Annotated in this window: 22 protein-coding genes and 3 tRNA genes; 13 read left to right on the forward strand and 12 right to left on the reverse strand. The window is 71.5% G+C overall.

Annotated elements, in window-relative coordinates; all coding sequences use genetic code 11:
- The first annotated feature begins 135 nt into the window (after nucleotides 1-135).
- The 3 genes from N4G66_RS09745 to N4G66_RS09755 all read left to right on the forward strand — a co-directional run bounded on the left by N4G66_RS09745 (nucleotide 136) and on the right by N4G66_RS09755 (nucleotide 1,750).
- Nucleotides 136-513 carry a hypothetical protein gene (locus N4G66_RS09745; RefSeq protein WP_261703607.1) on the forward strand — a complete coding sequence of 126 codons (378 nt, stop codon included), beginning with the start codon at nucleotides 136-138 and terminating at the stop codon, nucleotides 511-513.
- Between the two features lie 417 nt (nucleotides 514-930).
- The gene (locus N4G66_RS09750; protein ID WP_261703608.1) at nucleotides 931-1,686 is read left to right on the forward strand and encodes a bifunctional DNA primase/polymerase; all 756 of its coding nucleotides are present in this window, start codon (nucleotides 931-933) and stop codon (nucleotides 1,684-1,686) included.
- Nucleotides 1,677-1,750 (forward strand) — tRNA-Lys (locus tag N4G66_RS09755). Before N4G66_RS09750 ends, N4G66_RS09755 begins: the two co-directional genes overlap by 10 nt.
- Nucleotides 1,751-1,940: 190 nt before the next feature.
- Here the strand turns inward: N4G66_RS09755 and N4G66_RS09760 are convergent.
- Nucleotides 1,941-3,470 (reverse strand): M6 family metalloprotease domain-containing protein, encoded by a 1,530-nt coding sequence (locus N4G66_RS09760; protein WP_449343310.1) that lies wholly within the window; start codon nucleotides 3,468-3,470, stop codon nucleotides 1,941-1,943.
- A 354-nt stretch (nucleotides 3,471-3,824) separates the two neighbouring features.
- Between N4G66_RS09760 and N4G66_RS09765 the strand changes: the two genes are divergently transcribed.
- Complete coding sequence (locus tag N4G66_RS09765) at nucleotides 3,825-5,753, forward strand: putative bifunctional diguanylate cyclase/phosphodiesterase (RefSeq protein WP_261703610.1); 1,929 nt, start codon at nucleotides 3,825-3,827, stop codon at nucleotides 5,751-5,753.
- Nucleotides 5,754-5,897: 144 nt separating this feature from the next.
- Here N4G66_RS09765 and N4G66_RS09770 read toward each other — a convergent pair whose 3' ends face one another.
- From N4G66_RS09770 to N4G66_RS09780, 3 genes are all read right to left on the reverse strand, one after another.
- The gene (locus tag N4G66_RS09770; RefSeq protein WP_261703611.1) at nucleotides 5,898-7,013 is read right to left on the reverse strand and encodes an LLM class flavin-dependent oxidoreductase; all 1,116 of its coding nucleotides are present in this window, start codon (nucleotides 7,011-7,013) and stop codon (nucleotides 5,898-5,900) included.
- Between the two features lie 357 nt (nucleotides 7,014-7,370).
- Nucleotides 7,371-8,102 (reverse strand): maleate cis-trans isomerase family protein, encoded by a 732-nt coding sequence (locus N4G66_RS09775; protein ID WP_261703612.1) that lies wholly within the window; start codon nucleotides 8,100-8,102, stop codon nucleotides 7,371-7,373.
- A complete protein-coding gene (locus tag N4G66_RS09780) occupies nucleotides 8,099-8,878 on the reverse strand; it encodes a maleate cis-trans isomerase family protein (RefSeq protein WP_261703613.1) in 780 nt (259 codons plus the stop codon). The genes N4G66_RS09775 and N4G66_RS09780 overlap by 4 nt, the downstream gene beginning before the upstream one ends.
- A 203-nt stretch (nucleotides 8,879-9,081) precedes the next feature.
- Here N4G66_RS09780 and N4G66_RS09785 point away from each other — a divergent pair, with 203 nt between their 5' ends.
- Entirely contained in the window at nucleotides 9,082-10,065 is a 984-nt protein-coding gene (locus N4G66_RS09785) for a D-2-hydroxyacid dehydrogenase (RefSeq protein ID WP_261703614.1), read from the forward strand.
- Nucleotides 10,066-10,084: 19 nt separating this feature from the next.
- Nucleotides 10,085-11,539: an amidase gene (locus tag N4G66_RS09790; RefSeq protein WP_261703615.1), complete on the forward strand. Its 1,455-nt coding sequence runs from the start codon at nucleotides 10,085-10,087 to the stop codon at nucleotides 11,537-11,539.
- A 3-nt stretch (nucleotides 11,540-11,542) separates the two neighbouring features.
- On the opposite strand, the gene N4G66_RS09795 is transcribed toward N4G66_RS09790, so the two are convergent.
- On the reverse strand, nucleotides 11,543-12,037 hold the full coding sequence (locus tag N4G66_RS09795) for a DUF3830 family protein (RefSeq protein ID WP_261703616.1): 495 nt from the start codon (nucleotides 12,035-12,037) through the stop codon (nucleotides 11,543-11,545).
- A 97-nt stretch (nucleotides 12,038-12,134) separates the two neighbouring features.
- Here N4G66_RS09795 and ehuB point away from each other — a divergent pair, with 97 nt between their 5' ends.
- The 6 genes from ehuB (at nucleotide 12,135) to N4G66_RS09825 (ending at nucleotide 16,678) form a co-directional block, all read left to right on the forward strand.
- Nucleotides 12,135-13,076, forward strand: a complete 942-nt coding sequence (gene ehuB, locus N4G66_RS09800; RefSeq protein WP_261703617.1) for an ectoine/hydroxyectoine ABC transporter substrate-binding protein EhuB — start codon at nucleotides 12,135-12,137, stop codon at nucleotides 13,074-13,076.
- Nucleotides 13,073-13,816: an ectoine/hydroxyectoine ABC transporter permease subunit EhuC gene (ehuC, locus tag N4G66_RS09805; protein WP_261703618.1), complete on the forward strand. Its 744-nt coding sequence runs from the start codon at nucleotides 13,073-13,075 to the stop codon at nucleotides 13,814-13,816. The genes ehuB and ehuC overlap by 4 nt, the downstream gene beginning before the upstream one ends.
- A 49-nt stretch (nucleotides 13,817-13,865) precedes the next feature.
- The gene (ehuD, locus tag N4G66_RS09810; RefSeq protein ID WP_261703619.1) at nucleotides 13,866-14,516 is read left to right on the forward strand and encodes an ectoine/hydroxyectoine ABC transporter permease subunit EhuD; all 651 of its coding nucleotides are present in this window, start codon (nucleotides 13,866-13,868) and stop codon (nucleotides 14,514-14,516) included.
- A gap of 82 nt (nucleotides 14,517-14,598) precedes the next feature.
- Nucleotides 14,599-15,366 carry an ectoine/hydroxyectoine ABC transporter ATP-binding protein EhuA gene (gene ehuA, locus N4G66_RS09815; protein WP_261703676.1) on the forward strand — a complete coding sequence of 256 codons (768 nt, stop codon included), beginning with the start codon at nucleotides 14,599-14,601 and terminating at the stop codon, nucleotides 15,364-15,366.
- A 253-nt stretch (nucleotides 15,367-15,619) separates the two neighbouring features.
- Nucleotides 15,620-16,378 carry an IclR family transcriptional regulator gene (locus tag N4G66_RS09820; protein ID WP_261703620.1) on the forward strand — a complete coding sequence of 253 codons (759 nt, stop codon included), beginning with the start codon at nucleotides 15,620-15,622 and terminating at the stop codon, nucleotides 16,376-16,378.
- A 226-nt stretch (nucleotides 16,379-16,604) separates the two neighbouring features.
- Nucleotides 16,605-16,678, forward strand: a tRNA-Lys gene (locus N4G66_RS09825).
- A gap of 94 nt (nucleotides 16,679-16,772) precedes the next feature.
- Here the strand turns inward: N4G66_RS09825 and N4G66_RS09830 are convergent.
- The 6 genes from N4G66_RS09830 to N4G66_RS09855 form a co-directional block, all read right to left on the reverse strand.
- On the reverse strand, nucleotides 16,773-18,074 hold the full coding sequence (locus tag N4G66_RS09830; protein WP_261703621.1) for a M18 family aminopeptidase: 1,302 nt from the start codon (nucleotides 18,072-18,074) through the stop codon (nucleotides 16,773-16,775).
- A gap of 527 nt (nucleotides 18,075-18,601) precedes the next feature.
- Nucleotides 18,602-20,461, reverse strand: coding sequence for an AMP-binding protein (locus N4G66_RS09835; protein ID WP_261703622.1), 1,860 nt, complete (start codon nucleotides 20,459-20,461; stop codon nucleotides 18,602-18,604).
- 223 nt (nucleotides 20,462-20,684) lie between these two features.
- Entirely contained in the window at nucleotides 20,685-21,152 is a 468-nt protein-coding gene (locus tag N4G66_RS09840; protein WP_261703623.1) for a DUF3592 domain-containing protein, read from the reverse strand.
- A gap of 178 nt (nucleotides 21,153-21,330) precedes the next feature.
- Nucleotides 21,331-21,969: a lytic polysaccharide monooxygenase auxiliary activity family 9 protein gene (locus tag N4G66_RS09845; RefSeq protein WP_261703624.1), complete on the reverse strand. Its 639-nt coding sequence runs from the start codon at nucleotides 21,967-21,969 to the stop codon at nucleotides 21,331-21,333.
- 160 nt (nucleotides 21,970-22,129) lie between these two features.
- The gene (locus N4G66_RS09850) at nucleotides 22,130-23,317 is read right to left on the reverse strand and encodes an SPFH domain-containing protein (RefSeq protein WP_261703625.1); all 1,188 of its coding nucleotides are present in this window, start codon (nucleotides 23,315-23,317) and stop codon (nucleotides 22,130-22,132) included.
- Nucleotides 23,318-23,546: 229 nt separating this feature from the next.
- Entirely contained in the window at nucleotides 23,547-24,890 is a 1,344-nt protein-coding gene (locus N4G66_RS09855) for a peptidoglycan-binding protein (RefSeq protein ID WP_261703626.1), read from the reverse strand.
- A 184-nt stretch (nucleotides 24,891-25,074) separates the two neighbouring features.
- Here N4G66_RS09855 and N4G66_RS09860 point away from each other — a divergent pair.
- Nucleotides 25,075-25,148, forward strand: a tRNA-Lys gene (locus tag N4G66_RS09860).
- 507 nt (nucleotides 25,149-25,655) lie between these two features.
- Here the strand turns inward: N4G66_RS09860 and N4G66_RS09865 are convergent.
- Nucleotides 25,656-26,321 carry a class F sortase gene (locus N4G66_RS09865; protein WP_261703627.1) on the reverse strand — a complete coding sequence of 222 codons (666 nt, stop codon included), beginning with the start codon at nucleotides 26,319-26,321 and terminating at the stop codon, nucleotides 25,656-25,658.
- Nucleotide 26,322 lies beyond the last annotated feature (1 nt).

Genomic DNA, 26,322 nt, shown 5'->3' on the forward strand with positions numbered 1-26,322 from the left:
TCCGGGCGCACCCGGCCCGGCGACGTCCCGGGGCTGGGCGCGCTCGACCCTTCGGGCCCACTTGCGCGGGCGCGAGACAATGGACGGTGGCCCTTTACCGACAGGGGCCCCTGAACCGTACGAGGAGGAGAAGACATGGCGGAGCCCACGCCGCGTCGGAACGAACCGCGGCTACGCCCCGCGCCCCTGCTCTTCGAGCCCGCGGAAGCCGCCGGGGATCCGGAGCACTTCTTCGACCTGGAGTCGATCGACGATCCGCGCGCGCTGCTTGACCGGTCCACGGAGCTGGCGCACGCGTTTCGGGCCGCCGCCGACCGGGCCGTCGAGTTCCAGGCCATCGCCGCCGCGCAGCTCGCCGATCCGCGCCGCTTCGACCGGCTGACCGCCGCCTCGATCGCCGAGCGGGCCGAGTGGACCGAGGACTACGCGAAGAAGATGGTCGAGTTCGGCCAGGACCTGCTGCGGGGCACGGAGGGCAACGGACAGGGTCACGGGGTGACCGACCCACTCTGACCGGCTCCGCCGCACCCGCCGCGCGCACCCGGCCGCACGCACCCGGCCGCACGCGCCACGGACCGGAACCGGGGGCGGGGCCGGACCGGAACCGGGGGCCTGAACCGGGGCCGAACCGAGGGACGGGGCCGGACCGGAACCGGGACGGGACCGGAGCCGAACCGGAGAACCAGGACCGGAGACCCGGACCGGAGGCCGGAGACCAGAACCGGCGGCGGTACTGCGACCGGCGGACGGACCGGCGGAACGAACCGACACAGGCACCGGTGGAGAACCCTGCACCGGGAAAGTTCCGCCACCGCCCCAGACCCATCTGGCATATGCCAGCCGGGCAAGATACTCCACCTCACCCGCTCCTGTCCCGATTTCCGGCAACCCTCCGGGACGGAGCGCTCACCACCGGTAGATGTATCCGGCATGAGCAGCACACGGAACCCGCCGAGCAGCACCCCTCGCAGCCCCGGAGCGCCGTCTGCCGAGCGGCTGGACGTCTCGGGTGTCACGTCCGAGGGAGCCGCCTGGCTCGCCTCGGCGGGAGCGTATCCGCGAAGCACGCTCGCCCTCTGGCGCGAACGGCCGAACGCACCGGTCGTCCTGCCCTGCGGCAGCACCTTCGACGTCGTCAGCGCGCCGGCGCTCTTCGGACGGCGGATGCTCGACCGGCTCTGGGACGACGGACCGGGCTCGGGCCCGGTGGCGGCGCACCGCGGGCGGATGCTGCTGTTCGCTGCGCCCGGCACCGCCCAGCGGCTCCCCTCGCTGATGGAGTGGGAGGAGTGGGGCTCGGGCGCCCGCGCGGGGCGGGAGGTCGTGGAACCCGAGGCCGCCGCGAAGCACGGCGGGCACGGCGGGCACGACGGGCGTGAGGCCGTGGGGCACGGCGGGCATGTGGGCCGGTGCCGGGAGGTGCCGCCGCTCCTCTGCCACGGTACGGGGGACGCGGTCACCGTGCCCGCGCTGAGCGGCGGCGGTGGCGGGCCGGAGGCCGTCCGGTCCGATTCCCGCTGGCTGGTCGCCCCCGACACGCGGCAGCCCTGGCTCCCCGGCCCCGAAATCCTGCTCTGGGCGGCCGTACGAGCGGCCCGTGCCGCGGCGTCGGCGTCGGTACGGATATCGATTTTTCCTCGCGCCGATCAGGATGCTAAGGTCTACGACGTCAGCAGGCGCCGCTAGCTCAGTTGGTTAGAGCAGCTGACTCTTAATCAGCGGGTCCGGGGTTCGAGTCCCTGGCGGCGCACGCCAACGAGAGCGGGATGATTCGCGGAAACGCGAGCATCCCGCTCTCGTCGTTTCCGGCACCACGGACGCCCCATCGACCGCCGCCCGCTGGCTGTCGGCCGTCGCCCACCACCCGTCGCCTGCCCTGTCACCGGCCACCCGCCCACCCGGGAATCCGTACGGCAGCGCCCGGTGTCACCCAAGGCGGCTCAGCCAGTCGTGATCTTCACCGTCCAGGCCCCCGAAGCCGTCCGGTCCTCCACCTGGACCCGAACCTTCACGCCCGGCGCCTTGAAGCTCTCGCCGAGACTCACCGGCGCGTCCGCGAGCGGCGGGTACACCGAGTCCTCCCAGCAGGACTCCGTGTGCGGGTGGGCGTCGAGCACCTGGATGGGGCCGCTGCCCGACTCGGTCTCACTGCGGACCCGGTAGACGAGGACGCCCTGCTCGCACGTCGAGCCGTCGTTGCCCGCCGAGCCGCGCGCCTCGAGGGCGACCGCGCTGTCCGGACCCGTGGGGACCACCACCAGCTTGGTACCCCGGCCGACCCCGAAGGTCTGCGAGCCGGGGGGTGCCGCCACGCCCACCGCACCCGAGGATGTGCCCGACCTGCCCGAGCCGCGCGCGGACGGCTGCGGCCCGCGGGAGGAGGCCCGTGGCCCGAGGACGGAGGCATCCGCGCGGCGCGCGGACACCCGTGGCCCCTGCAGGGCCGCCCCCGGCCCGCTCGGCGCGGCCGAACGGGTCGCCAGCACCCCGGAGCCGGCCGCCCCCCGGGCGCTCGCGCCGGCCGAACCGACCGCGGAGTTGACGGGTCCGGCTTCCAGCGGCTCCAGCGTCAGACGGGTGGTGCCGGTGCCCAGGACGCACGCCACCTGGTGCGGTTCCAGCCACCCCAGCCGCCATTTGTGCCAGCCGAAGAGGTCGGGGGCGAGACCGAACTGGCTGCCCATGAGGTCCCAGTCGCCGACATAGGTGTCCCAGTCGCCCTTGCCGTCGGAAGGGCGGTGGTAGAGGTCGGGCAGGTCGAAGACGTGGCCGGTCTCGTGCGCGAGGACGAGGCGGTCCGGCGGATGCTTCTCGAAGACCGTGACGACGCGTCGGATGGCCTTGCCGTCCGCGCGCAGAGAGGTGTCCAGGTTGACGACCTTCGTGGCGTCCGAGTCGACACCCGGCGCGTCCGGGTCCGCGATGAAGTAGACGACGTCGTAGCGCGAGAAGTCGACCCGCGGGTCGGCCACGGCGAGGGCGTCGCGCAGATAGGCGGCGCGGTCGGCGGCGTTCCAGTCCCGCTGTATGGCGTACGACGTGGAGGCGTGCGGCATCTGGATCCAGGTGCGCTGCGGATGGGGGCGGACCGTGAACCTGCCGTACGAGGCACGCTCGAAGAAACGGCTGGTGGCGGGGAAGTAGTCGCCCGTCAGCTCGGCGGGCGTGGTGGTCGGGGTGGAGTCCGGGAAGGACAGGAAGACCATCACGGCGTCGAGGGGACGGGTGGGGCGCTCGTAGGAGGAGTTCCAGGTGTCGACGCCCTCCGAGTGGTGCGCCGTGGTCCGCGTCAGGGCGCAGGGGGACGCGAGGGGTTCGGCGAGCGCGTGGCCCGGCACCAGGGAGGTCGCGGCGAGCGCGGTCATCGAGGTGAACACGGCCGCGGTGCTGCGCCAGCGCGGTACACCGTCACGGGCGAGGCCGCGCGGGGCCTCGCGAGCGAGAACCCTCAGGGGGAGCGGACGCGGCACGTCGACCTCCGGATGCGGATTTCGGGACACCGCACCCAGCCTGATTCAATTTGTAACACTTCGCCCTGTTTGTCTGCACCAGAAGAGTGAGGGGGCCTACGGGCCGACACCCCCGGACCTTCACGGAACGTCACATGCGGTCGACGGGGAAGAGAACCCGTCCAGATACAGGCAGAAACGATCTGTCAGAACGGGTGGTTGTTCCTGGACACTGGACAGTGGCCGCACCGTTTCGAGGCCAGCCACTATGATCGGCACACTTTCCTGCACGGACACGGCTTGTGCGGCGGTCCATCACCGGCCGACCGCCCCGAGAGACCCATACGAAGAACGAGTGCACTGCGGGAGCGAGCGGTGAGCGGAACGTCCGAAGGGCCGGCGCCCGCGGGAGACCTCGTCCGGCCGACCGTCACAGAACGTCACGTCGACACGTCTTCTCGTATGTCCGCCGGGACCTCTCCCGGCCCACCCGTCCCCTCCGTGTCGCCCGTAACGCCGGGCTCGTCTTCCGGGGCGCCCGCGTCCATGGCGGTTCCCGACGGAACGTCACCCCGGACGTTCCACGCGGCCTTCGCCACCGCTCCGCTCGCGATGGCCGTCGTCGACCACGACGGTCTCGTCATCACCGCCAACGAGTCGCTGGGCACGCTGCTCGGCGCCGGGGCGCGGACGTTCGTCGGGCGGGCCGCCGCCGACCTGGTGGACCTGGCTTCCGACGCCCGCACCTGGCACGCGTACCGCGAGGTGCTGGCCGGCAGCCGGGGCCGGCTGCGCTGCACCCGACGGCTCAAGCACCCCGACGGCCATGCGATCTGGGCGCAGGTCACGGTCACGCCTCTGCCGCCGCAGGAGCGGGCGGTCCTGATCTCGGTCACCGACATCGGAGCGAGGCGTGAACTCCAGGCGCGGCTGCGCCACTTGCAGATGCACGACCCGGTGACCCGGCTGCCCAACCGCACACTGTTCTTCGAGCGCCTGTCGGCCGCTCTGGAGGCGGAGGCGTACGACGAGGTCGGCACCGGCCGGATCGGCCTCTGCTATCTGGACCTGGACGGGTTCAAGGCGGTCAACGACACACTCGGCCACCGGGTGGGGGACCGACTGCTCGCGGCCGTCGCGGAGCGCCTGACGCGCTGCGCGGAGGAGGCCGGTCTCACCAGGGCTGCCACTCCCCTGGTGGCACGGCTGGGAGGGGACGAGTTCGCGCTGCTCGTCGAGGACTCCACGGGCACCGACCAGTTGGCGGACCTCGCCGAGTCCGTACTGAAGGCGCTCCAGGCACCGTTCGACCTGTCGGGGCAGCGGCTGTCCCTGTCGGCGTCCATCGGGGTGGTCGAGCGGCGCGCCACCGGCACGACCGCGACCGGTCTGATGCAGGCCGCGGACACCACGCTGTACTGGGCGAAGGCGGACGGCAAGGGCCGCTGGACGCTCTTCGACCCGGAGCGCAACGCGCACCGCATGACGCGCCAGGCCCTGTCGTCCACCCTTCGCGCGGCCGTCGAGCGGGGTGAATTCGCCCTGGAGTACCAGCCGTTGGTGGGCATGGAGGACGGCGGTGTGCACGGGGTGGAGGCGCTCGTCCGGTGGAACCACCCGCGGTTCGGGATGCTCACGCCGAACCGGTTCATCGGACTGGCCGAGGAGAACGGCTCCATCGTCCAGCTCGGCCGCTGGGTGCTGGCCACCGCCTGCCGCCAGGCCCGCCGTTGGCAGGCGGACCGACCGGACGCCCCGCCGATCTTCGTCAGCGTCAACGTCGCCGTGCGTCAGGTCTGGGACTCGGACCTGGTGGCGGACGTGGCGGAGATCCTGGCGGAGACCGGACTGGCCCCGCATCTCCTCCAGTTGGAGCTGACGGAGTCGGCGGTGATGGGCTCGGCGGGCCGGCCGCTCCAGGCACTGCAGGCCCTCAGCGACATGGGGGTCCGCATCGCCATCGACGACTTCGGCACCGGCTACTCGAACCTCGCCTACCTGAGCCGGCTCCCGGTGTCCGTGCTGAAGCTGGACGGCTCCTTCGTCCGCGGCTTCCAGTACGAGAACGCCGACGGCTCGTCCGCCCACCCCAACCCCGCCGACGAGGTCATCGTCGAGGCACTCATCCAACTCGCCCACCGGCTCGGCCTGACCGTCACGGCCGAATGCGTGGAGACCGCCTCACAGGCGTCCCGGCTCCGCGGTATCGGCTGCGACACCGGCCAGGGCTGGCTGTACTCCCGGCCGGTGGCGCCGGAGCGCATCTCCGCGCTGCTCATGTCGGCCACCTGTCCTCAGGCCTGAGCACCTCTCACTTCCTCGGACCTGAGGGCCCGGCCCTCGGAGGCGAGTACCCGGTTCTCGGTCCGAGCGCCCTGGTTCTCGGGTCCGAGTCCCCTGGCTCTCAGACCTGAGCGTTCCGGTCCACAGGCCCGATCGCCCTGGTCCTCAGACCTGAGCGATCTGTTCCTTCGGCAACCCGTAGGCGTCCGCGATCAGTTCGTACGAGCGCAGCCTTACGTCACCGCTGTGCGCGTTGCCGGTGATCATCAACTCGTCGGCGCCGGTGCGCTTCTGGAGGTCGTCGAGGCCTGCGCGCACCTCGTCGGCGGTGCCGTGAATGACGTTGGCGTTCCAGGATCCGACGAACTCCCGCTCCATGGCGCTGAATTCGTAGGCCTCCGCCTCCTCCGGCGTCGGCACGAGACCGGGGCGCCCGGTGCGCAGGCGGACCATGCTCAGCGCGGCTGCCAGCACCTGGCGGCGGGCCTCCTTCTCCTCGTCCGCGGCGAGGGCGGACACACCGATGAGGGCGTACGGGGCGTCGAGGACCACGCTCGGCCGGAAGGACTCGCGGTAGAGGTCGAGCGCCGGGATCGTGTTCTGCGCCGAGAAGTGATGAGCGAAGGCGAAGGGGAGACCGAGGGCTCCGGCGAGACGGGCGCTGAAGCCGGAGGAGCCGAGCAGCCAGACCGGGGGCCGGTGCGGGGACTGGACCCCGCCCGGCGAGGTCGACTGGACGGGCCCGGGAACGGCGTGGATACGGGCGTAGGGGTGACCGTCGGGGAAGTCGTCGTCCAGGAAGCGGGTGAGTTCCGCGAGCTGCTCGGGGAAGTCGTCGGCGCCCTCGTTGAGGCGCTGGGTACGGCGCAGCGCTGCGGCCGTCGCACCGTCCGTGCCCGGGGCCCGGCCGAGGCCCAGGTCGATACGGCCCGGAGCCATCGCCTCAAGGGTGCCGAACTGCTCCGCGATGACCAGCGGGGCGTGGTTGGGGAGCATCACTCCGCCGGAGCCCAGCCGGACACGGTCCGTGTGGGCGGCCAGGTGGGCGAGGATCACCGCGGGCGAGGAGCTGGCCACGCCGGGCATCGAGTGGTGTTCGGCCACCCAGTAGCGGTGGAAGCCGCGGGATTCCGCGAGGCGGGCGATCTGGACGCTGGTGCGGAGCGCGTCGGTCGCGGTGCGGCCCGCGCCCACGGTGACCAGGTCCAGTACGGAGAGGGGTACGGGGGCGGTGCCCTGTGCCGTGCCTCGGATCTCGCCCGTCTCGGCCGTCTCGTCCACCGGGTGCCTCCTGTTGCGTACGCGTTGGTGTCCGCCGAGTACGAACAGGAGGGTGGCTCCGGTTATTCCCCGGGGCGGGGCGCCGGCCCGAGTGAAAAGGCTTCACCCGGGCCGGCGCCCCGCCCCGCCAGGACTCTCCCCGTCAGGGGCTTCTCCGGCCGAGGCTTCCCCGGCCGGGGCTGGGGGCGACTTGTTTCGCCCCCTCCGCCCCTTCCCGTCCTCAGGGGCTCCGCCCCCGAACCCCCGCTCCTCAAACGCCGGAGGGGCTGGACTTTCCCGGAGGAGCTGGAATTTGCCGAGGAGCCGGAATTTGCCGGAGGGGCTGGAATTTGCCGGAGGGGCTGAACCCTTCTGGATCTACGCCTGGACGATCGGTTCCCTCGTGAAAAGGGTGCCTAGTTCCGGGGCGTTCACTCGGCGGTCGGCCAGGCGCAGGGCTTCCCAGACCGTGACCTGGTTCGCGGTGAGGACCGGCTTGGCGAGGTCCTTCTCCAGCGCCGCGAGGTGGGAGGCGGTGTGGAGGGCCGTGTCGGGGAGGAGGATCGCCTCGGCGTCCGGGCGGTCCGCCTCGCGGGCGAGCGCGAGGACCTGGTCGTAGTCCCAGCCGGCGGCCTCGGCGGCGGTGACGACACCGGAGCCGCGCACCGCCACCACCTCCGTGCCGGCCTCCTTCAGGAACGCGGCGAAGAGCGCGGCCACGTCGTCCGGGTAGGTCGCCCCGATCGCGACCCGCTGCGCCTCGATCTCCCGCGCGGCATGCGCGAAGGCGAAGGACGTCGAGGACGCGGGCAGGCCTGCCGCCCTGGCGAGGCCGCGGACCTGCTCGTGGGCGCCCTGCAGTCCGTACACGAAGCTGCCGCTGGTGCACGCCCAGACCACGGCCTCCGCGCCGGACAGGCGCAGCTCCTCGACGCCCGCCGCGAGGCGCTGCGCCGAGCCCATTTCGATGAGCGCGTCCACGCGGTGTGCGTCCTCCCCGATGTCCGTGTGGACGACGGTCAGGCGGATGTCGCTGCCGAGCAGCTGCTCGATGCGCGGGTAGTCGTCCTCGGCCGAGTGGCCGGGGTAGAGGAATCCGAGTGCGGTCATGCCCAACCTTCCTGTTCTTCGGGCAGTACGGGTCCCCGGCGGGCGGCTCGGTCGATCAGCCGCTGATAGGGGCCCACCGCTCGGGTACCCAGTTGGCGCAGTGCCGCCCACATCGTCACCTGGTTGGCCGAGATCACCGGGATCCGCAGTTCCGCCTCCAGCTGGGGGATGACGTCGTACGTCGGAAGATTCGTGCAGCTGATGAAGAGGGCGTCCGCCGCGCCCCGCGCCGCCCGGCGGGCCATGTCGGCCACATCGCGGTACGGGACCTTCCAGATGTGCCTGGTCAGCCCCATGAAGGCGCGCTCGGTGACGGTGATGCCGGCCTCCGCGAGGTACTCCTCCAGGGACTGGGTCACCGAGACCGTATACGGGGTGACCAGGGCGATCCGGCGGGCACCGAGGTCCTCCAGTGCGGCGAGGAGGGCGCCGGAGGTGGTGAGCGAGGGCAGCCCGCCCGCCCGGGTCATCGCCTCGCACATCGCCCGTTCCCCGGCGACCCCGCCGACAAAACTGCCGGACGTGCACGCGTACGCGACGACCTCGGGCGCGACCGCGTTCAGGGCGCGGACCGCGTCGCCGAGGGTCTCGTGCTCGGAGACCAGGCGGGCCAGGTCCAGGCTCACTTCGACCGGCACGAACGGGGTGCGGGTCAGATGCAGGGAGACGTCGTCCGGGACCCACCGCCACAGTTCACGGTCGAGGGCGAAGTCGAAGGGGGCCACGACGCCGACCCCGCGCTGTGGATGCGGACCGCCGAGAAAGGAAACGTCCATGGCAGGCACCGGCCTCGGAGAGGGAAACAGGCGGGCAACGGACCGTATGCGAGCCCGTGTTGACGAAGGTAGGTTCGGGTGCGAGCGTGGTCAATCCGCGCATCTCAGACGGCTCGGCCCCGTTCGCCCGCACGTCTCCCCGGTCATGTCGCCCCAGGATCTCCCCAGAGAAGCGGACCCGCATTGCGAAACGGTTTCCACCGATGAACGCCCGTATGTCCACCGGCGCGCCCCACCCGTCGGCCCCGGCCACCCTCCTCGTCCTGGACGCCGACCCGCTCCCCCGGCTCGGCCGGCTCACCGGTCGCGTACGGATCGAGCACGCCGACGAGTCCACGCTCGCGGAGCGGCTGCCGCACGCGGACGCGCTGCTCGTGTGGGACTTCACCTCGGACGCGGTGCGCCGTGCCTGGCCGGGCGAGGGGCCGCGGCCGCGCTGGGTGCACACCGCCAGCGCGGGCGTGGAGCATCTGATGTGTCCCGAGCTCGCCGCCTCCGACACGGTGGTGACCAACGCGCGCGGCATCTTCGACCGGCCGATCGCCGAGTACGTCGCCGCCCTGGTCCTCACCATGGCGAAGGACCTGCCGCGGACCTGGGACCTGCAGCGGCGCCACGAGTGGCGGCACCGCGAGTCGCAGCGGGTGGCCGGGACCCGCGCCTGCGTGGTGGGCTCCGGACCGATCGGGCGGGCGATCGTCCGCACCCTCAAGGCGCTCGGTGTCATCACGGCCCTGGTGGGGCGCGTCCCACGCACCGGGATCCACGGTCCGAAGGAGCTGGACCGGCTGATGGCGCGCGCCGACTGGGTGGTGTCCGCGGCGCCGCTCACCGCCGAGACACACGGCATGTTCGACGCACGGCGCTTCGGGATGATGCAGCCCTCGGCCCGCTTCATCAACGTCGGGCGCGGGCAGCTCGTCGTCGAGGAGGCGCTCGCCGAGGCACTGTCGAAGCGGTGGATCGCGGGTGCGGCCCTCGATGTCTTCCAGCACGAACCGCTGGCTCGTGACAGCCCGTTGTGGGAGATCCCGGGGCTGATCGTGTCACCGCACATGAGCGGGGACACGGTCGGCTGGCGGGACGAACTGGGCTCGCAGTTCGTGGAGTTGTACGAGCGCTGGGCGGCGGGCAAGCCGTTGCCGAACGTGGTCGACAAGAAGCGCGGGTACGTACCAGGACACTGAACTGCCTTGGGAGGGACCGATGCCGGAACTCACCGAGCTGACGGCGGTACAACTCGTCGACGGATACCGCAAGGGCGAATTCAGCCCCGCGGAGGCGACGCGCGCGGCCCTGGAGAGAGCCTGCCGCGTGCAGCCGGCCGTGAACGCGTTCGTCGGTCTCTTCGCGGACGAAGCCCTGGCCCGGGCGCGTGAGTCGGCGGACCGCTGGCGGCGGGGCGAACCCGCGGGCCTGCTGGACGGCGTGCCCGTCACGGTGAAGGACATCCTGCTGCTGCGCGGCCATCCGACGCTGCGCGGCTCCAGGACCACGAGCGCGGCGGGCCGTTGGGAGGAGGACGCGCCCTCCGTGGCCCGGCTGCGCGAGCACGGCGCGGTGTTCCTGGGCAAGACGACGACGCCCGAGTTCGGCTGGAAGGGCGTCACGGACTCGCCGCTGTCGGGGGTGACGTGCAATCCGTACGACGTCACGCGCACCGCGGGCGGCTCCAGCGGTGGCAGCGCGGCGGCCGTGGCGCTGGGCGCGGGCCCGTTGTCGCTCGGCACGGACGGCGGCGGCAGCGTCCGTATTCCGGCCGCCTTCTGCGGGATCTTCGGGCTGAAGCCGACGTACGGCAGGGTCCCGCTGTATCCGGCGAGTGCCTTCGGGACGCTCGCGCACGTGGGCCCGATGGCCCGGGACGCCGCCGACGCGGCACTGATGCTGGACGTGATCGGCGCACCGGACGCCCGCGACTGGTCGGCTCTGGGGCCGGCCGGCGGCTCCTTCGTGGACGCCCTCGACGGTGGGGTGCGCGGTCTGCGGGTCGCCTGTTCGCCCTCCCTGGGCGGGCAGGTCGCGATCGCCCCGGCCGTCGCGGCGGCGATACGGCGGGCGGTGGAGCGCCTCGCGGACCTCGGCGCCCATGTCACCGAGGCCGACCCCGACTTCGCCGATCCGGTGGACGCCTTCCACACCCTGTGGTTCAGCGGGGCGGCCCGGGTGACCCAGCGGCTCGGCCCGGAGCAGCGGGCCCTGCTCGATCCGGGACTGCGGGAGATCTGCGGCACGGGCGCCCGCTTCAGCGCGCTGGACTATCTCGCCGCGACGGATGTCCGGATGGCGCTCGGCCGCCGGATGGGCCTGTTCCACACCTCGTACGACGTGCTGGTCACGCCCACCCTGCCGCTGACGGCCTTCGGGGCGGGCGCCGAGGTCCCGGACCGGTCGGGCCTGCGCCGCTGGACGGGCTGGACCCCGTTCACGTACCCCTTCAATCTGACGCAGCAGCCCGCGGCGACGGTCCCGGTCGGTGTGGACGGCGACGGACTGCCGGTCGGCCTGCAGATCGTCGCCGCCCGGCACCGGGACGACCTCGTCCTGCGGACGGCGCACGCGCTGTACGAGGCGGGGGTGGCGGGGGTGGCACCTCCATCGCCGCTGCCCTTGCCCTCGCCCTTGCCCTCGCCCTTGCCCTCGCCCTTGCCTTCGTCCTGAGCCCTAGAGCCGCCGGAAGCTGAGCGTCTCCCCCGCGGCGCCGGAACGCCACAGGTCGTTGCAGGCCTCGGCCATCGCGTCGAGGCCGTCGACCAGTCGGCCCCAGACGATGCCCGGTACCCAGCCCACGTCTCCGTTGAGGAGCAGGTTGTTGCGCTCGTAGAAGAGCGCGAGGTCGACGACGGTGGTGCCGGGGCGGACGTCGGCGTCGTACCCGTAGGCCTTGGTGCCCAACTCCGTGCCCGCGAAGGCGAAATAGCAGAGATCTCCGGGTATGGGGGTGACCGTCGGGTTCTCGAGTGGTGGTTCTGATGTCGCGAATGGAGGGAAGAGCGCGTAGATCTCGTTGCGCGCGTACTTCGCGTGGTAGACGTCGCCGCTCAGCGGGAGCGCGTCCCACACCGTCGCGCAGGTGATCGGCGCGCGGTCGTCGAGGAGCTTCGCGGTGCCGTGCACACCACGCTTGACCAGCGAGACTTCGATGAATCGATCAGCCATGCACTCCATGGTCCCGCGGCGGTCAAGAGCGCACCGGCCGCGTACGGGGCCGGAACCGGTCCGAATACATCGCATGGTCCCGGGTAGCCGCGCGGCCATGGCTCCACCTCTTGGGAACGCACGTGGAAACGAACAGGGAAACGAACACGGGAAGGGCAGACAGTCGTCCGGGACCACCCGCCGGTCGCTGCTCGCGGGGGTCGCGGCGCTCGGTGCGCTGGGCGCCGCCGGCTGCAGCCGCGTGGCCACGGCGTCCGGGACGGACGGCGGTGATCTCCTCGACCGGCTGAAGGCGCAGGGCGTCGTACGGCTCGGCATCGCGGGCGAGATCCCCTTCGGCTACATCGACCGGGACGGCCAACTCACCGGCGAGGCACCGGAACTGGCGAAGGCCGTCTTCAAACGGCTGGGCGTCGACCGCGTGCAGCCGGTGCCGACCGAGTTCGGCTCGCTCATACCCGGGCTCAACTCCCAGCAGTTCGATGTCGTGTCCGCCGGGATGTACATCAACGCGGAACGCTGCGAGCAGGTCATCTTCGCCGACCCCGACTATCGGATGCTCGACGCGTTCATCGTGCGCAAGGGCAATCCGATGGGGCTGCACGACTACAAGGACGTCGTGGCGAAGAAGGCCAAGTTCGCTACGGGGACCGGCTATGCGGAGATCGAGTACGCGGTCGGGGCCGGTTACAAGGAGAGCGACATCCTGATCGTGCCCGACCAGGTGGCCGGGCTGAACGCGGTCGAGGCGGGGCGCGCCGACGTCTTCGCGGGGACCGCTCTGACCACCCGCGAGGTGGTGAGGAAGTCCAGCAAGGCGGAGAGCACGAAGCCCTTCGCGCCGCTGGTCAAGGGCAAGCCGCACGTCGACGGCGGCGGTTTCGCGTTCCGTTCGCCGGAGACGAGGCTGCGGGACGCCTTCAACGTCGAGCTGCGGAAGATGAAGGAGAGCGGCGAACTCTTCCGCATCGTGCGGCCGTTCGGCTTCACCAAGGCCGAGATGACCGACATGACCGCGAAGGAGCTGTGCCGCGGATGACATCGGGACTCTGGAAACTCGTACTCGAAGGAATCTGGGTCACCGTTCAACTGCTGTTCTTCAGCGCCCTGTTGGCCGGTGCCATGTCCTTCCTTGCCGGAATCGCGCGCACCTCGCGGCGGTGGACCGTCCGCTTCCTCGCGGGCTTCTACACCGAGGTGTTCCGCGGTACCTCCGCGCTCATCATGATCTTCTGGGTGTACTTCGTGCTGCCGCTCGCCTTCGGCTGGCAGCTCGTCCCGTTGTGGGCGGGCACGCTGGCGCTGGGACTGACGTACGGGGCGTACGGCTCCGAGATCGTGCGCGGCGCGCTGAACGCGGTCGATCCGGCGCAGCGCGAGGGCGGGATCGCGCTCAGCTTCACACCCTGGCAGCGGATGCGGCTGATCCTGCTGCCGCAGGCGGTGCCGGAGATGATCCCGCCCTTCTCCAACCTGCTGGTCGAGCTCCTCAAGGGCACGGCGCTGGTCTCCGTGATGGGCATGGGCGATCTGACGTTCAGCGCCAATCTGGTGCGGCTCGCGCTCCAGCAGAGCGCGGAGGTCTACACGTACGTCCTGCTCATCTACTTCGTGATCGCCTTCCTCCTCACGCGGCTGATGCGCGGCCTGGAGAGGCGGCTCAAGGCCGGGATCGGCAAGGAGCCGGCGCGCGGCAAGGCGGCGCGTGAGCCGGAGCAGGCCGAAACGACGGGTGTGGGCGCCGGTGCCGGCGCCGCCGCGGGCGGAGGTGCCTCATGAGCGCCGTGGACGCCATGGATCCCATGGAGACGACGATCGGAGGTGCCTCATGACGTGGGACTGGAACGCCGTCGGCGACTTCATGCCGCACTTCTGGGACGGCCTGCTGGTCACCCTGCAGGCGCTGGCCCTCGGCTCGGTGATCTCGTTCACCCTCGGTCTGGTGTGGGCGCTGTCGATGCGGGCGCCGGCGCGCTGGGTGCGCTGGCCGGTCGGAGCGGCCACCGAGTTCGTGCGCAACACCCCGCTGCTGGTGCAGCTGTTCTTCCTCTTCTACGTGCTGCCCGAGTGGAACATCACGTTCTCCGCGCTGACCACCGGTGTGATCGCGATCGGGCTGCACTACTCGACGTACACGATGCAGGTCTACCGGGCCGGTATCGAGGGCGTACCCGCCGGCCAGTGGGAAGCGGCCACGGCGCTCGGCCTGCCCGTGCGGCGCACCTGGACGGCGGTGATCCTTCCGCAGGCGGTCCGCCGTGTGGTGCCGGCGCTCGGCAACTACGTCATCGCGATGCTCAAGGACACGCCGATGCTGATGACGATCACCGTGCTGGAGATGCTCGGCGAGGCGCGGCTGTACTCGCAGCAGCACTTCCAGTTCACGGAGCCGCTCACGGTCATCGGTGTGGCCTTCATCCTCATTTCCTACCCGGCTTCCCTGCTGCTGCGAGCCCTGGAGCGACGCCTTGTCCGCTGACACGAACGACGGCACGAACGCCGGCACGAACATTGCCCCGAACACTGAACCGAACACTGAACCGAATACCGCGACCGACCCCCTGAAGGATCTCGCCAATCCCCCGGTGGACGGCAGCGAGCTGATCCGCTTCGACAAGGTCACCAAGCGCTTCGGGGACAACACCGTCCTCGACGGGCTCGACTTCCGCGTCGACTCCGGAAAGCACGTCACGCTCATCGGTCCGTCCGGTTCCGGCAAGACGACGATCCTGCGGCTGCTGATGACCCTGGCCCGGCCGGACGAGGGCACGATCACGGTCGCCGGGGACCGGCTCTTCCCCGCCGACGAGAAGCGGGTCCGTGAGGTCCGCAAGAAGATCGGGATGGTCTTCCAGCAGTTCAACCTCTTCCCGAACATGAGCGTGCTGAGGAACGTCACCGAGGCGCCCGTCACCGTCCTCGGCCTGTCCAGGGACGAGGCCGAGGAGCGGGCCCGGGAACTGCTCGACCTGGTCGGGCTCGCGGACAAGTGCGACGAGCGGCCCGGCCGGCTGTCCGGCGGTCAGCAGCAGCGCGTGGCCATCGCCCGCGCCCTGGCGATGCGACCGCAGATTCTGCTGCTGGACGAGGTGACGTCCGCGCTCGACCCCGAACTGGTGGCGGGGGTCCTCGACGTCCTGCGTGACATCGCCCACACCACGGACATCACGATGCTCTGCGTGACCCACGAGATGAATTTCGCCCGGGACATCTCGGACCAGGTCCTGATGTTCGATTCCGGCCATGTCATCGAATCCGGCCCACCGGAGAGGATCTTCAGCGATCCGGAGCACGAACGGACCAGGGAATTCCTCGGCGCGGTCCTCTGAAGTCCGGGAGTGAACGAGGGGCGGAGGGGGAGCACATACGGGAAGGCGTGAGGTCCGGCCATTGGGGCATGCCCGAGGGTCCATGCCCTTGGCATATGCCAGGGTGGTGCGTTCCTGCTGAGAGGCATGGAGCGCGCCACCAATCTCGTCAACAGACGCCCACAGATGGCTGCTTGACGGTTATCGTGGAGTGAGCCCAGCTGTCCGGACCGACGTCATTTTTGAGCCGGGCCATGAAGCGCAGGGGGAAACCGTGGCGCTGATGAACGAGCCGACCGCGCCGTACCACTCGGTCCAGGACGCGCTGCGCGTCCTGGAGACGGTGTCGCAACACACCACCGGCGTCACCGAGGCCGAACTCGCCCGCCAGGCCGGCCTCGGCGCCGACCGGCTGACCGCACTGCTGCGCATGCTGCGCCGGGAGGGTTACGTCGAGCAGGTCACGGACGGCGCGTACGTCACCGGCGCCGCCCTCAGCCGTCTCGGTTCCGCGCAGGGCCGTGAGCAGGCCCTGCGCGACAAACTCCAGCAGACGATCGACCGGCTCCGCGACTCGGTCGGCGCCGCGATCTACATCAGCCGCTACATCGACGGCGAGGTGCACGTCACCCAGTACGCGGAGAGCCCGTCGACCCCCGCGGTCAACGAATGGGTCGACTTCCGCTCCTCGGCGCACGCCAGCGCCGTCGGCAAGAGCCTGCTCGGCCAGCTCGACCACAACGGCCGCCGGGACCACCTCGCCCGCCACAAGATGGCCCGCCTCACCTCGCGGACCATCACCAGCGAGCGGCTTCTGCTCTCCCGCCTCGACTCCCAGCCGGCCACCGTGCCCGTGCTCGACCTCCAGGAGTACGCGATCGGCACGGTCTGCGCGGCCGTCCCGATCACCGCCGGCTCCTCCGTCGGCTGCCTCGCCCTCTCCCTCCCGGTCGAGCACGCCCACCGGCTCCGCCGCGCCGCGGACACGCTGAACCGCGGAGCGACCCCGGTACTGCTCTCCCTCACGATCTGACAGCCGCCGCACCGGGCCCGCACAGGGCGCATACCGGGCCCGCACAGGGCGCATACCGGGCCCGCACGGGGCCGGCGGGCCGATCCGCCCGCCGGCCGGGACGGGATCCGGTCGCGCGGTCGGACGGACGGCCGCGCAGGTGGTCGGGCGGGTGGTCGGAAGCACCCCAGCGGACCAGGTAGTATTTCTTTTGTCGCCGCCCGCGGAAGCGGGAGGCGAGAGTCATGCGCCGCTAGCTCAGTTGGTTAGAGCAGCTGACTCTTAATCAGCGGGTCCGGGGTTCGAGTCCCTGGCGGCGCACCTTGGTGAAGGCCCTCCACGCATGTGGGGGGCCTTCACGCATGTCCCGGGAGTCGCGCGCGATTCCTGCCCACCCGGGACGCCGGAACCAGACCTACTCCGACGTGACGAACTCGGTGAGCACCCTCGCCAGCAGCCCCGGATCCCGCGCCCCGCACAACTCGCGCGCCGAGTGCATCGACAGCCCGGCCACGCCCACATCGACCGTCGTCACGCCGAGGCGGGCCGCGGTGATCGGGCCGATCGACGTCCCGCACGGCATCGCGTTGTGGGAGACGAACGGCTGCCACGGCACCTCGGCCCGTTCACACGCGGCGGCGAAGGCCGCGACACCGGTGCCGTCGGTGGCGTACCGCTGATTGACGTTGACCTTGATCACGGGGCCGCCGTTGGGCAGCGGCCGGTGGTCCGGATCGTGACGTTCGGCGTAGTTGGGATGGACGGCGTGGGACATGTCGGAGGAGACGCACAGGGCGCCGGCGAGAGCACGGTTGAAGTCCTCGGCCCCGCCGGCCCGGGCGGTCACGGTGCGGCCCAGCACCCGTTCCAGGATGGGGCCCTGGGCGCCGGACTCCGACCCGCTGCCGACCTCCTCGTGGTCGAAGGCGGCGAGCACCGGTATGGACGCGGGCGGCCGTGCGGCGCCGGCCGCGGCGACCAGGGCGGTGACGCCCGCGTGCACCGAGATCTGGTTGTCGAGGCGTGGCGCGACGATGAACTCCTCGTCCGCGCCCAGGTAACCGGGCGGCTGGATGTCGTGCAGCATCAGGTCCCAGCCGAGGATCTCGGCGGCGTCGGCGCCCGCCTCGTCCGCGATCCGGCCGAGCAGGGCGCCGGGCCGGGTGCCGCCCAGCCCCCACAGCGGGGCCATGTGCCGCTGCCGGTCCAGGGCGAGCCCCTCGTTGACGGTGCGGTCGAGGTGGATGGCGAGCTGCGGCACCCTCAGCAGCGGCTTGTCGACGCAGACCAGCCGGGTCGAACCGTCGCGCAGGGCCAGCCGTCCCGAGACGCCGAGATCGCGGTCGAGCCAGGTGTTGAGCGGCACACCGCCGTAGACCTCCACGGCGATCTGCCGCCACCCGGCCGAGCCGGTGTCCGGCTTGGGCTTGACCCGCAGGTTCGGTGAGTCGGTGTGGGCGCCGACGATCCGGAACGGGGTGCGGGCGGGGGCACCCGGCGGAACGTACCAGGCGAGCAGCGCTCCCCCGCGGACGACGTAGCGGCCTCCCTCGGCTCCGGCCGTCCAGTCGTCCCGCTCCCGCAACTCCGCGAAACCCGCCTTCTCCAGACGCTGCGCCGCGCTCGCCACCACGTGGTACGGCGAGGGGCTGGCTCTGACGAAGCCGAGCAGGTCGTCATTGTGTCCGCGGTCGAGCGTGTCATGCGTGGGGGACATGAGTGCCTTTCGGGTGCTGTCGAGAGTCGGGGTGGGGGGCGTCGGACTGCCCGGCCGGGCGCACGGTGCGGCCGGACGGTCCGCCCGGGAGGCGACCTGGACCGCAGGGGCATGACAAGTTCCCAGCTGGGCCCAAACCCCGACGCCACCGACGCGAACGTGAGCCGGGGCGACACCGCCCCGCGGCTTCCGTGTCCGCGACCCGGATCAGGCAACGCAACGCCCTTCTTCCCTCGGCTCGGGCCTCTGGCGCACAGGCCTCTCGGCACACGTGCCCGGATATCCTCCCCGCGGAAAGCGGCCGGGATGCCTCACTCCTCCGCCGTCGTTCGAAAGACGCCGACGGGAGTCGCCCAGCGACACGGACAGTCCGGTACGACCGACGCCGGGCCGGCGGCGCGGCGACCCGCGCGGAGTCGAGCGGCCGCAGGGGGCGAGCTCGCAGGGGGACGAGAAGCGGCACGGCGTGGAGCGGGGGGACCCCGTCGGGTGGGCGCGGGGGTGCTGTGCGCGGCCCGTCCGGACGTCTATCGCGTCAGCAACTCCACGCGGCCGTGCGCCCGGTACTGCGCCACCAGCCCGTCCACGTCCGCCGCGGTCAGCGTCCGGTACGCCGACTCGCCCGGCGGCCGCCACCACACCGGGTCCGGGCAACGAAAGCCCTCGCGCCTGAGGCCCACCCGGTGGATCTTGTTGGTGGCGGTGACCGGCATCCGCTCCACGATCCGCAGGAACCGGGGTGCCATCTTCGTGCCCAGGTCCGGCTGGGCGAGCAGGAACTCCGCGAAGGACTGCGGGCCGAAGCGGGTCCCCTCCTTCAGGGCCAGCGTCGCCATCACCTGGTCGCCCGCCACCGGATCCGGCACGGCGTACACGGCGACGGCGACGGCGTCCTCGTACCGGGCGAGGATGTTCTCGATCACCGCGGCCGCGAGGTTCTCGCTGTCGACGCGGAGCCGGTCGTCGGTGCGTCCGGCGAAGTAGAGGAAGCCGTCGGCGTCGCGGTAGAAGAGATCCCCGGTCCAGTACCAGCCCTGCCCCGCCTCACCTTCTCCCGCCCGACCTGTCCCCGCCCTCCCCTTCCCGGCAGGACTGCTCCCCGCCGTACCGTTCCCCATCTCGCCTTTCCCCGCCTTGGGTTTCCCCGCCTTGGGTTTCCCCGCCTCAACACCCCCTGCCTCAGCACCCCCTGCCTCACCGTCCCCCGCTCCGCCCTCTCCGGGCCGAGGGGACGCGCCCCGGCGCCGGGCGGCCTCGGCGTCGGGATTGCGCCAGTACCCCTCGAAAGGACTGGCACCGCGGTTCACCAACTCCCCTATCGCCTCCGCGCCGTTGAGCAGTCGCCCGTCCTCGGCGAAGACGGCGGGCGGACACTCTCGCCGGGTCCTCGGGTCGATCACCGCGAGGTCGTCGGCGGGAGCCGCCCGTCCGATCGCCCCTGCCGGGGTGCCCGGTGTGCGCTGGATGGCGGCGCCGCCCTCCGAGGACCCGTACCCCTCGATCAGCCGCGCCCCGAAGCGCTTCTCGAAGGCGGCCGCGTCCACCGCGCCGGCCTCCGTGCCGAATCCCCTGCGCAGGGGGTTGTCGCGGTCGTCGGGACGGGCGGGCGTGGCCAGCAGATACTGCACGGCACGGCCGACGTAGGTGAAGTACGTTGCCCCGCAGGCCCGTACGTCGGGAAGGAATCCGGACGCCGAGAAGCGGCGCCGCAGCGCGATCCCCGCACCCGCCGCCAACGCGGGGGCCCAGTCGGCGATCAGCGCGTTGCCGTGGAACATCGGCATGCAGATGTAGTGGGTGTCGTCCGCGCGCACCCCGAAGTGGTCGACGAGCGAGCGCCCGGCGGCGGAGATCCTGCCCTGGGTGCAGATCGCGGCCTTGGGCGCGCCGGTCGAACCGGACGTGAAGAGCAGCAGGAAGCGGCTGTCCGGGCTCACCCCGCCGGTGTCCGGCTCAGCGCCCTCGTAGGTTTTCAGGAGCTCGGCGTAGGCGTCCGTGTCGGTCACCAGGACGCGTACGCCGGGGAGTTCGAGTCCGTCGAGGAGGGGCAGGTGGGTCCGCTCGGTGACCAGGACACGGCACTCGGTGTGCAGGATGTCGCGGGCCAGTTCGGGACCGCGCCGGGTCGGGTTGATGCCGGCGACGGCGGCACCGGCGAGGGCGGCCGCGCTCAACCACAGTGGATATTCAGGGGTGTTGTCGAGCAGCACCCCCACATGCGGCTCCGCGCCGGGCGGCAGCAGTTCGGCGAGCAGTGCCGCCCGTGCCGCCGCGCCCGCCGCCACCTGGTGGTGGCTGACGACCCGGCCCTCGAACCACAGTCCCGGCCGGTGGTCACCCCACCGCTCCCGCACGAGCTCCCCGACGGTGTGCCTACTGGACCCCATGGGGGCGTACGTTAATTGACGGATCGTCAGATAGGGAGGGCCCTGCGCGCTCGGACTCCAGCCGACCCCACCGACTCCCCCGGCGCCCCGGCTCCTGTCGGCCCCCGACGGCGGCCGTCGCCTCCCTGGCCACCGCGCTCCTGCCGGGCCACCGGTTCGTGGCCCGCAGCAGGCTCCCCTGGCCGCCGCCGACTCCCGCGCTCCCGCCGGCTGGACCAGCCCTCTAGGGCCTGTCGAAGAACCCGTCGCCCGCGAAGGCCTGGTGGTAGGTGATCATGAAGCCGACGCAGAAGGTGACGATCACACCGCAGAACACCAGCATGCCGATGGTGCTCGCGGCCGCCCTGGCCGGGCTCGGCGCGTGTGCCGTGGCCTTCTCGGGGTGTCGGGCGGTGTAGTGCACGGTGACGATGTCGCCCTCGACGGTCGTCGGGCGGCCGTTCGCCTCCTCGAAGCGGATCGCGCGGTCGTCGCGCGTCGTGAACTCGTAGACGTGGTGCAGTGTCGTGGTGACGGGACTGTCGTTGCCGCCCCCGCCGACCGTCGTGTACGAGCGCAGACAGTGCGCCTCCGCGGTCAGTCCGCTGTTCCAGGCGCTTCGCAGCTCCAGCGAGCGGCGCACCACCCTGGCCGCCGCGAGCAGCACCACGATGATGATCAGGCTGGGCAGGGCATAGAAGAACACACTCACGACGGTCCCCCGGTGGTCGGATACTGCTCCCCGCACGCCGACGTGGTCATGTCGACGTGCGGGGAACATACCCGTGCCGGTGGCGTCAGCGCCTCAAGTGAGGCTCAGAACCCGTGACTTCGGAGTTCCCGGCCCAAGAGTTCCCGGCCCAGGAATCCCGGGTCCGGACCGAGGGCCCTCAGAAGGTGACGTCCGCGCAGGAATAGAACGCGTTCGTCGTGTCCGCGACCGTCCACACCCCGAGGATGACGTGGTGTCCGGTCCTGCCGCTCGGCAGGATGCCGGTGTGCGAGAGCGTGGACGGGGGGCGCTGCCCGTTGTAGGGGACCGTCAGGAACGGTGTGGTCTCCAGATCCGCGCGGGTCAGCGCGTGGTTCTGGTTCCAGCCGGTCTTGGTGATGAAGTACTTGAAGTCGGTCGTCGCGTGCATCGCGGTGAACTGCCAGCGGAAGGTGTAGGTCTGTCCCGCGGTCACCTTGGTCGTCGGCCAGGCCGTACCCGCGGGGGTCCTGGGCTGGTCGAGCTGGCCGAAGTTGGTGTGGTTCGCGGAGCAGATCCGACCGTCGGCCGGGCCTGCCGCCGGGAAGCCCTTGAGGCCCTCGACGCTCTGCGGCTCCCATTGGATGTCACCGCAGTTGGCGACGATGCCGCCGTTCGCGGCGCACATCTTCTGCCGGCTGAGAGGCTGGTCGGTGTAGCCGTGGGCGCTGGCTCCGCCGGTGGAGAGCACGAAGGTGCCCGCCGTGGCGAGGCCGAGTGCCGCCGCGTACATCTTTGCTTTCCTGCTGGTGCGGGACTGGTTCGTCCGTGTGCGCATGCTGCCGCTCCTGGAGGACGTGGGGGATGTTCCCGTGAGCCGTGCGCGCAAGGTTCAGGTCTAGACCAAGTCCCAGATTATTGCGGGTAGTTGAACATGTCCATACCAATAGCGGACCTGTCCGCCCCGCCCGGGGGCATACAGGGCCCCGGGCGGGGGCCTACGAGGACACCTCCCCGCGCCCCGTGCAGAACGCCACCGTCAGGTCCTTCACCAACGCCTTGCGCTCGTAGTCGTCCAGTTCGACCAGCCCCCGCAGGGTCAGCCGGGTCACCGTGTCCTCCACCGAGTCGACGACCGAGCCGAGCACGCTGTCGCGGTGCTGTGCGTCCAGGGCCGCGATCCGGCGGCGCTGCATCACGGCGGCGATCTCCGGCGCGTACTCGATCCGGGTCGGCTGCGCGGAGAACACCTCCAGGCCGACCGGGGCCGTGTCCGCGGCCACCATCCGGGTCAGCGCCTCGCCGACCGCGTCCGTGTTGCGCAGGGTCAGGTCCCTGATCACGGCGGGCGGAAGTTCGGCCGGCAGCTGGGAGAGCACCCGCGAGAGCGCCGCCTCCACGCACTCGCCCAGGTACGTCCGGTGGTCGTCGACCGCGAGCGTGGCCCGCGCGCTGTCCTTGACCCGCCACACGACGAGCACGACCACGCGCAGCTCGACCCCGTTCGCGTCGACCACGGACATCGGCTCGCTGCGCCAGTGCCGCAGCCGTACGTCGACCCGGCGGCGCAGCACGAGCGGGTTGATCCACATCAGCCCGGTGCGCCGGACCGTGCCGCGATAGCGCCCGAACAGACCGAGCACCCAGGCCCGGCCGGTCCGGCCGCGGGCGAGACCGCCGAAGCCGAACAGACCGAGGGCGCCCGCCCCGGCGTACGCCGCCCATTGCGCGGGCCCGAGCCCGGCGCCCGCGGACCCGTGCAGCTCCAGCGCCGCCGCCACGGCGGGCGGCAGCAAACCCGCCCACCAGGTGGTGAGAGCACATCCGGCCACACCACAGGCCCCGGCCAGCACGCCGGCCGCTCCGGGTAGCACCCGTGCGGGCCGTTCCACCAGATCGGGGTCGACCTCCGGCACCGGGCGCGGAGGTCTGCCGGGCGTGGGCCGCCGGATCCTCGGCTGCTCGCCGGTGCCGCGCCTGCGGCCCACGACGGCGGGCGCGAGCGGCACGGACACCGGGTCGGGGTCGTCGCGGAAGAGCAGGTGGACGGGGATCTCGGTGGTCACCTCGTTGCGGATGAGCCGGGCGGGCCGGTGACCACCGCCGCACTCGGCCGCCGTGTCGGACCGGGGTTCCGCCGAGGGCGCCCCCTCGGACTCCGGGGTGTCTGACGTCGTCGCACTCATAGCTGCCTCCATGCCTCCGCGCCTGGAAGTGTGTTCACGAGCCGTACCGAACCCGATCTGCCCAGCCGTACCGCACCCGATCTGCCCAGCCGTACCGGACCCGGCCTGCCCAGCCGTACCGCACCCGATCTGCCCAGCCGTACCGGACCCGGCCTGCCCAGCCGTACCGCACCCGATCTGCCCAGCCGTACCGGACCCGATCTGCCCCGCCGTACCGGACCCGGCCCGCTCAGGAGAAGAGCCGCCGCCAGGTCTCCGGTCCCGGATAGCCGTCCGCCGCCCCGCCGCGCCAGCCCTGGGACCGCTGGAACGCCTCGACATTGCGCCGGTCCGCCTCGCCCCAGCGCGGCCCCGGGCCGGTTTTGTAGTAGGTGCCGAACCCCTTCTTGACCAGCTGCCTGCCCAGCTGGGTGACATGGGCGTCGTTCGCCCCGGGCCGGAACACCGCGCGCCCCGGATAGCCGGGCACGGTGTGCGAGGAACCCGGGCCCGCCGTCGCGGCGGGGATGTTCCTGCCCTTCTTCCCGACCAGGTACGACCAGGTCTTCGGCCCCGGCATCCCGTCCGCGTCCGCCCCCTTCCAGCCCTGCGCCCGCTGGAACGCCTGGGTCGCCCGCCGGTCCGCGGCCGACCAGCGCGGCCCCGGCCCCTTGGGGTAGAAGCGGCGCGCGCCCCGGTCCACCAGGAGCCGGCCGAGCTGGGTGACGTACGCGTTGTTCGCGCCGGTCCCGAAGTAAGCGGCCCCCGGATAGCGGGTCGACGTGGACGGCAGCGGACCGCCCGCGCCCTCCGTGATCCCCTTGTAGCGATAGGGCACGTAGTGGTCGGAGTTCGTCCAGTACGCGTACGGGGTGGACTGCTTTCTGGCGTGCGGCGGAGTCTGCTCGTAGGCGATGTACTGGGTGTGCGTGTAGTCCGTCCAGCCTCCGAAGATGACGACGTGCGAGCCCTTCTCGGGATTGTCCGGATTGTGGAAGAGCAGGATGTCGCCCGGCTGGAGCCGGTCCCGGGTGACCTTCACCCCGAAGCTGTCGAGGCTGCCCGTCCATTCGTTGCCCGGCAGGTTCCAGGCCATCGAGACGAAGCCCGAGCAGTCCTGCCGGTACCCGTCCCGCCAGTAGTCGTCCACGCTGTACGGCACCTGCGCATTGATCCATGTCATGACCCGCTTGTAGATCTCGGCCCGGGTGGTGGCGGGTGCCCTGACCGCCTCCCCCGGCCTGACCGGCAGCGCCGGTTTCCCCGCCGGGCCGTGCAGCGGTGCCCGGCGGCCCTGGGGAGTGGTGTCGTGCCCGTCGGCCGGGGGAAGGCCGGGCCGGGCGGGTCCGTGCACGGCGGCGACCGCCGGCACCGCGCCGAGGACGGTGCCCGCCGTGGCGGCCAGTGCGAGGGCCATGGGGGTTCGCGCCACCCCCGCGAGACCGAGGACGTGGGAGAGGGACGAAGCCGGACGGCCCAGGAGGCCGGACGGCCCGAGCCGTGAGGAAAAGGGCAGGACGCGCCGCGAGTGAACGCATCCGGGGCAATCACAGTCACTCGCGGGATCGAGTTCCTCGAATACCGGAGTCTTCATGCGATGCCCCTCACACTCCAGATGGAAATGTCCGCAATTCTGCACATTCGTCAGTTTCTCAACTGTCATCCGGTGCCGCACGTTGACGGTCCGAATGATGTACGGGACCGCCCCCACCTGCCATGGAGCCTCCCGCCCGGTCAGGAGCACCCCCGCGGGTCGGGTAGAGTTTTCGCGTCAGCAGGCGCCGCTAGCTCAGTTGGTTAGAGCAGCTGACTCTTAATCAGCGGGTCCGGGGTTCGAGTCCCTGGCGGCGCACCGACCGGAGGGCCTCCTCGTGACGAACGGGGAGGCCCTTCGTCATGCCCGGGAAACCGCTCACCGATGCCCGCACCACGGACGACCAGGGCACCCCGAGCAAGGCCAGTGGGCCAAGGTGCCCTCATTTCACCGCGCGACCCCTGCCGCAGAGCTGTCGCAGCCCCGGCATCGCGGGCGCACGCGCCGCGAGGGGACCTGCGGCCGTCGTGGACTTGGCGCCAAAGGGTCTATGAACCGTACCGCTCATCTGTTCTAAGGTGGCCTCAAGTGGCCCCGGTACCAGGCCAATTGTCCCGGCCCGATCGCCCCACCCCGGCGAGCGGGTCCCCAAGCCTCCCGCGTCGGCGCCGGGTTACTCCCGCAACCCGTGCGCCCGCGGTCGAGGACCAGCCCGGTCGGCGGCTCCGGGGGGAGCGGGTCGTCGACCGGGCCCGGTAACCGCGCCGGCGCCCACACCGCCACCGGCGCGACACCGGCGCCCCGTCTCACAGACCGCTTCCCGCCTCACAGACCGCTTCCCGTCAGATACGCCGAGACGACCACGTTCGCCGTGTAGCTGTCGCTCGTCCGGTCGAAGGTCCCGCCGCAGGTGATCAGCCGCAACTCGGCCCGCCCCGACTTCCGTACTCCGTAGGCCTGTTGGGCATCGAAATGGTCGCGCGGCAGCACCTGGACATCGTCCACGGTGAACTCGGCGACCGTCCCGTCGTCGCGCATGACCCGGACCGTGTCGCCGGGCTTGACGGAGCTGAGTCTGTAGAAGACGGCGGGCCGGGTCCGGGTGTCGACGTGGCCGACCATCAGCGCGGTCCCGACCGCCCCCGGCTGCGCCCCGGCCGCGTACCAGCCGACGACACCCGGCTGATCGAACGGCGGCGGATCGATCGCGCCCCGGCCGTCGAGCCCGCGGGCCACGACGGGGGCCTGCACGCCCATCGAGGGAATGTCGACCCGCTGCGGCCTGGCGTTCCCGAGGGGCTTGAGCGCGGGCGGCAGCCGTACCTCCGGCGGCCGTCCGACGGCCGCGATGTCCCCCGTGGTCGGCGCCGATGTGCCCAGCCGCAGATCCGTCACCTCACGGCCCCACAGCCACAGCCCGAGCAGCAGCACCATCCAGGCCACACCGGTCAGCAGCCGGCCGGTGCCCGGGGAACGCTCCCGTTCGGCCATG

Origin of the sequence: Streptomyces rhizosphaerihabitans (assembly GCF_025399795.1) — a bacterium.
Taxonomy (GTDB): Bacteria; Actinomycetota; Actinomycetes; order Streptomycetales; family Streptomycetaceae; genus Streptomyces; species Streptomyces rhizosphaerihabitans.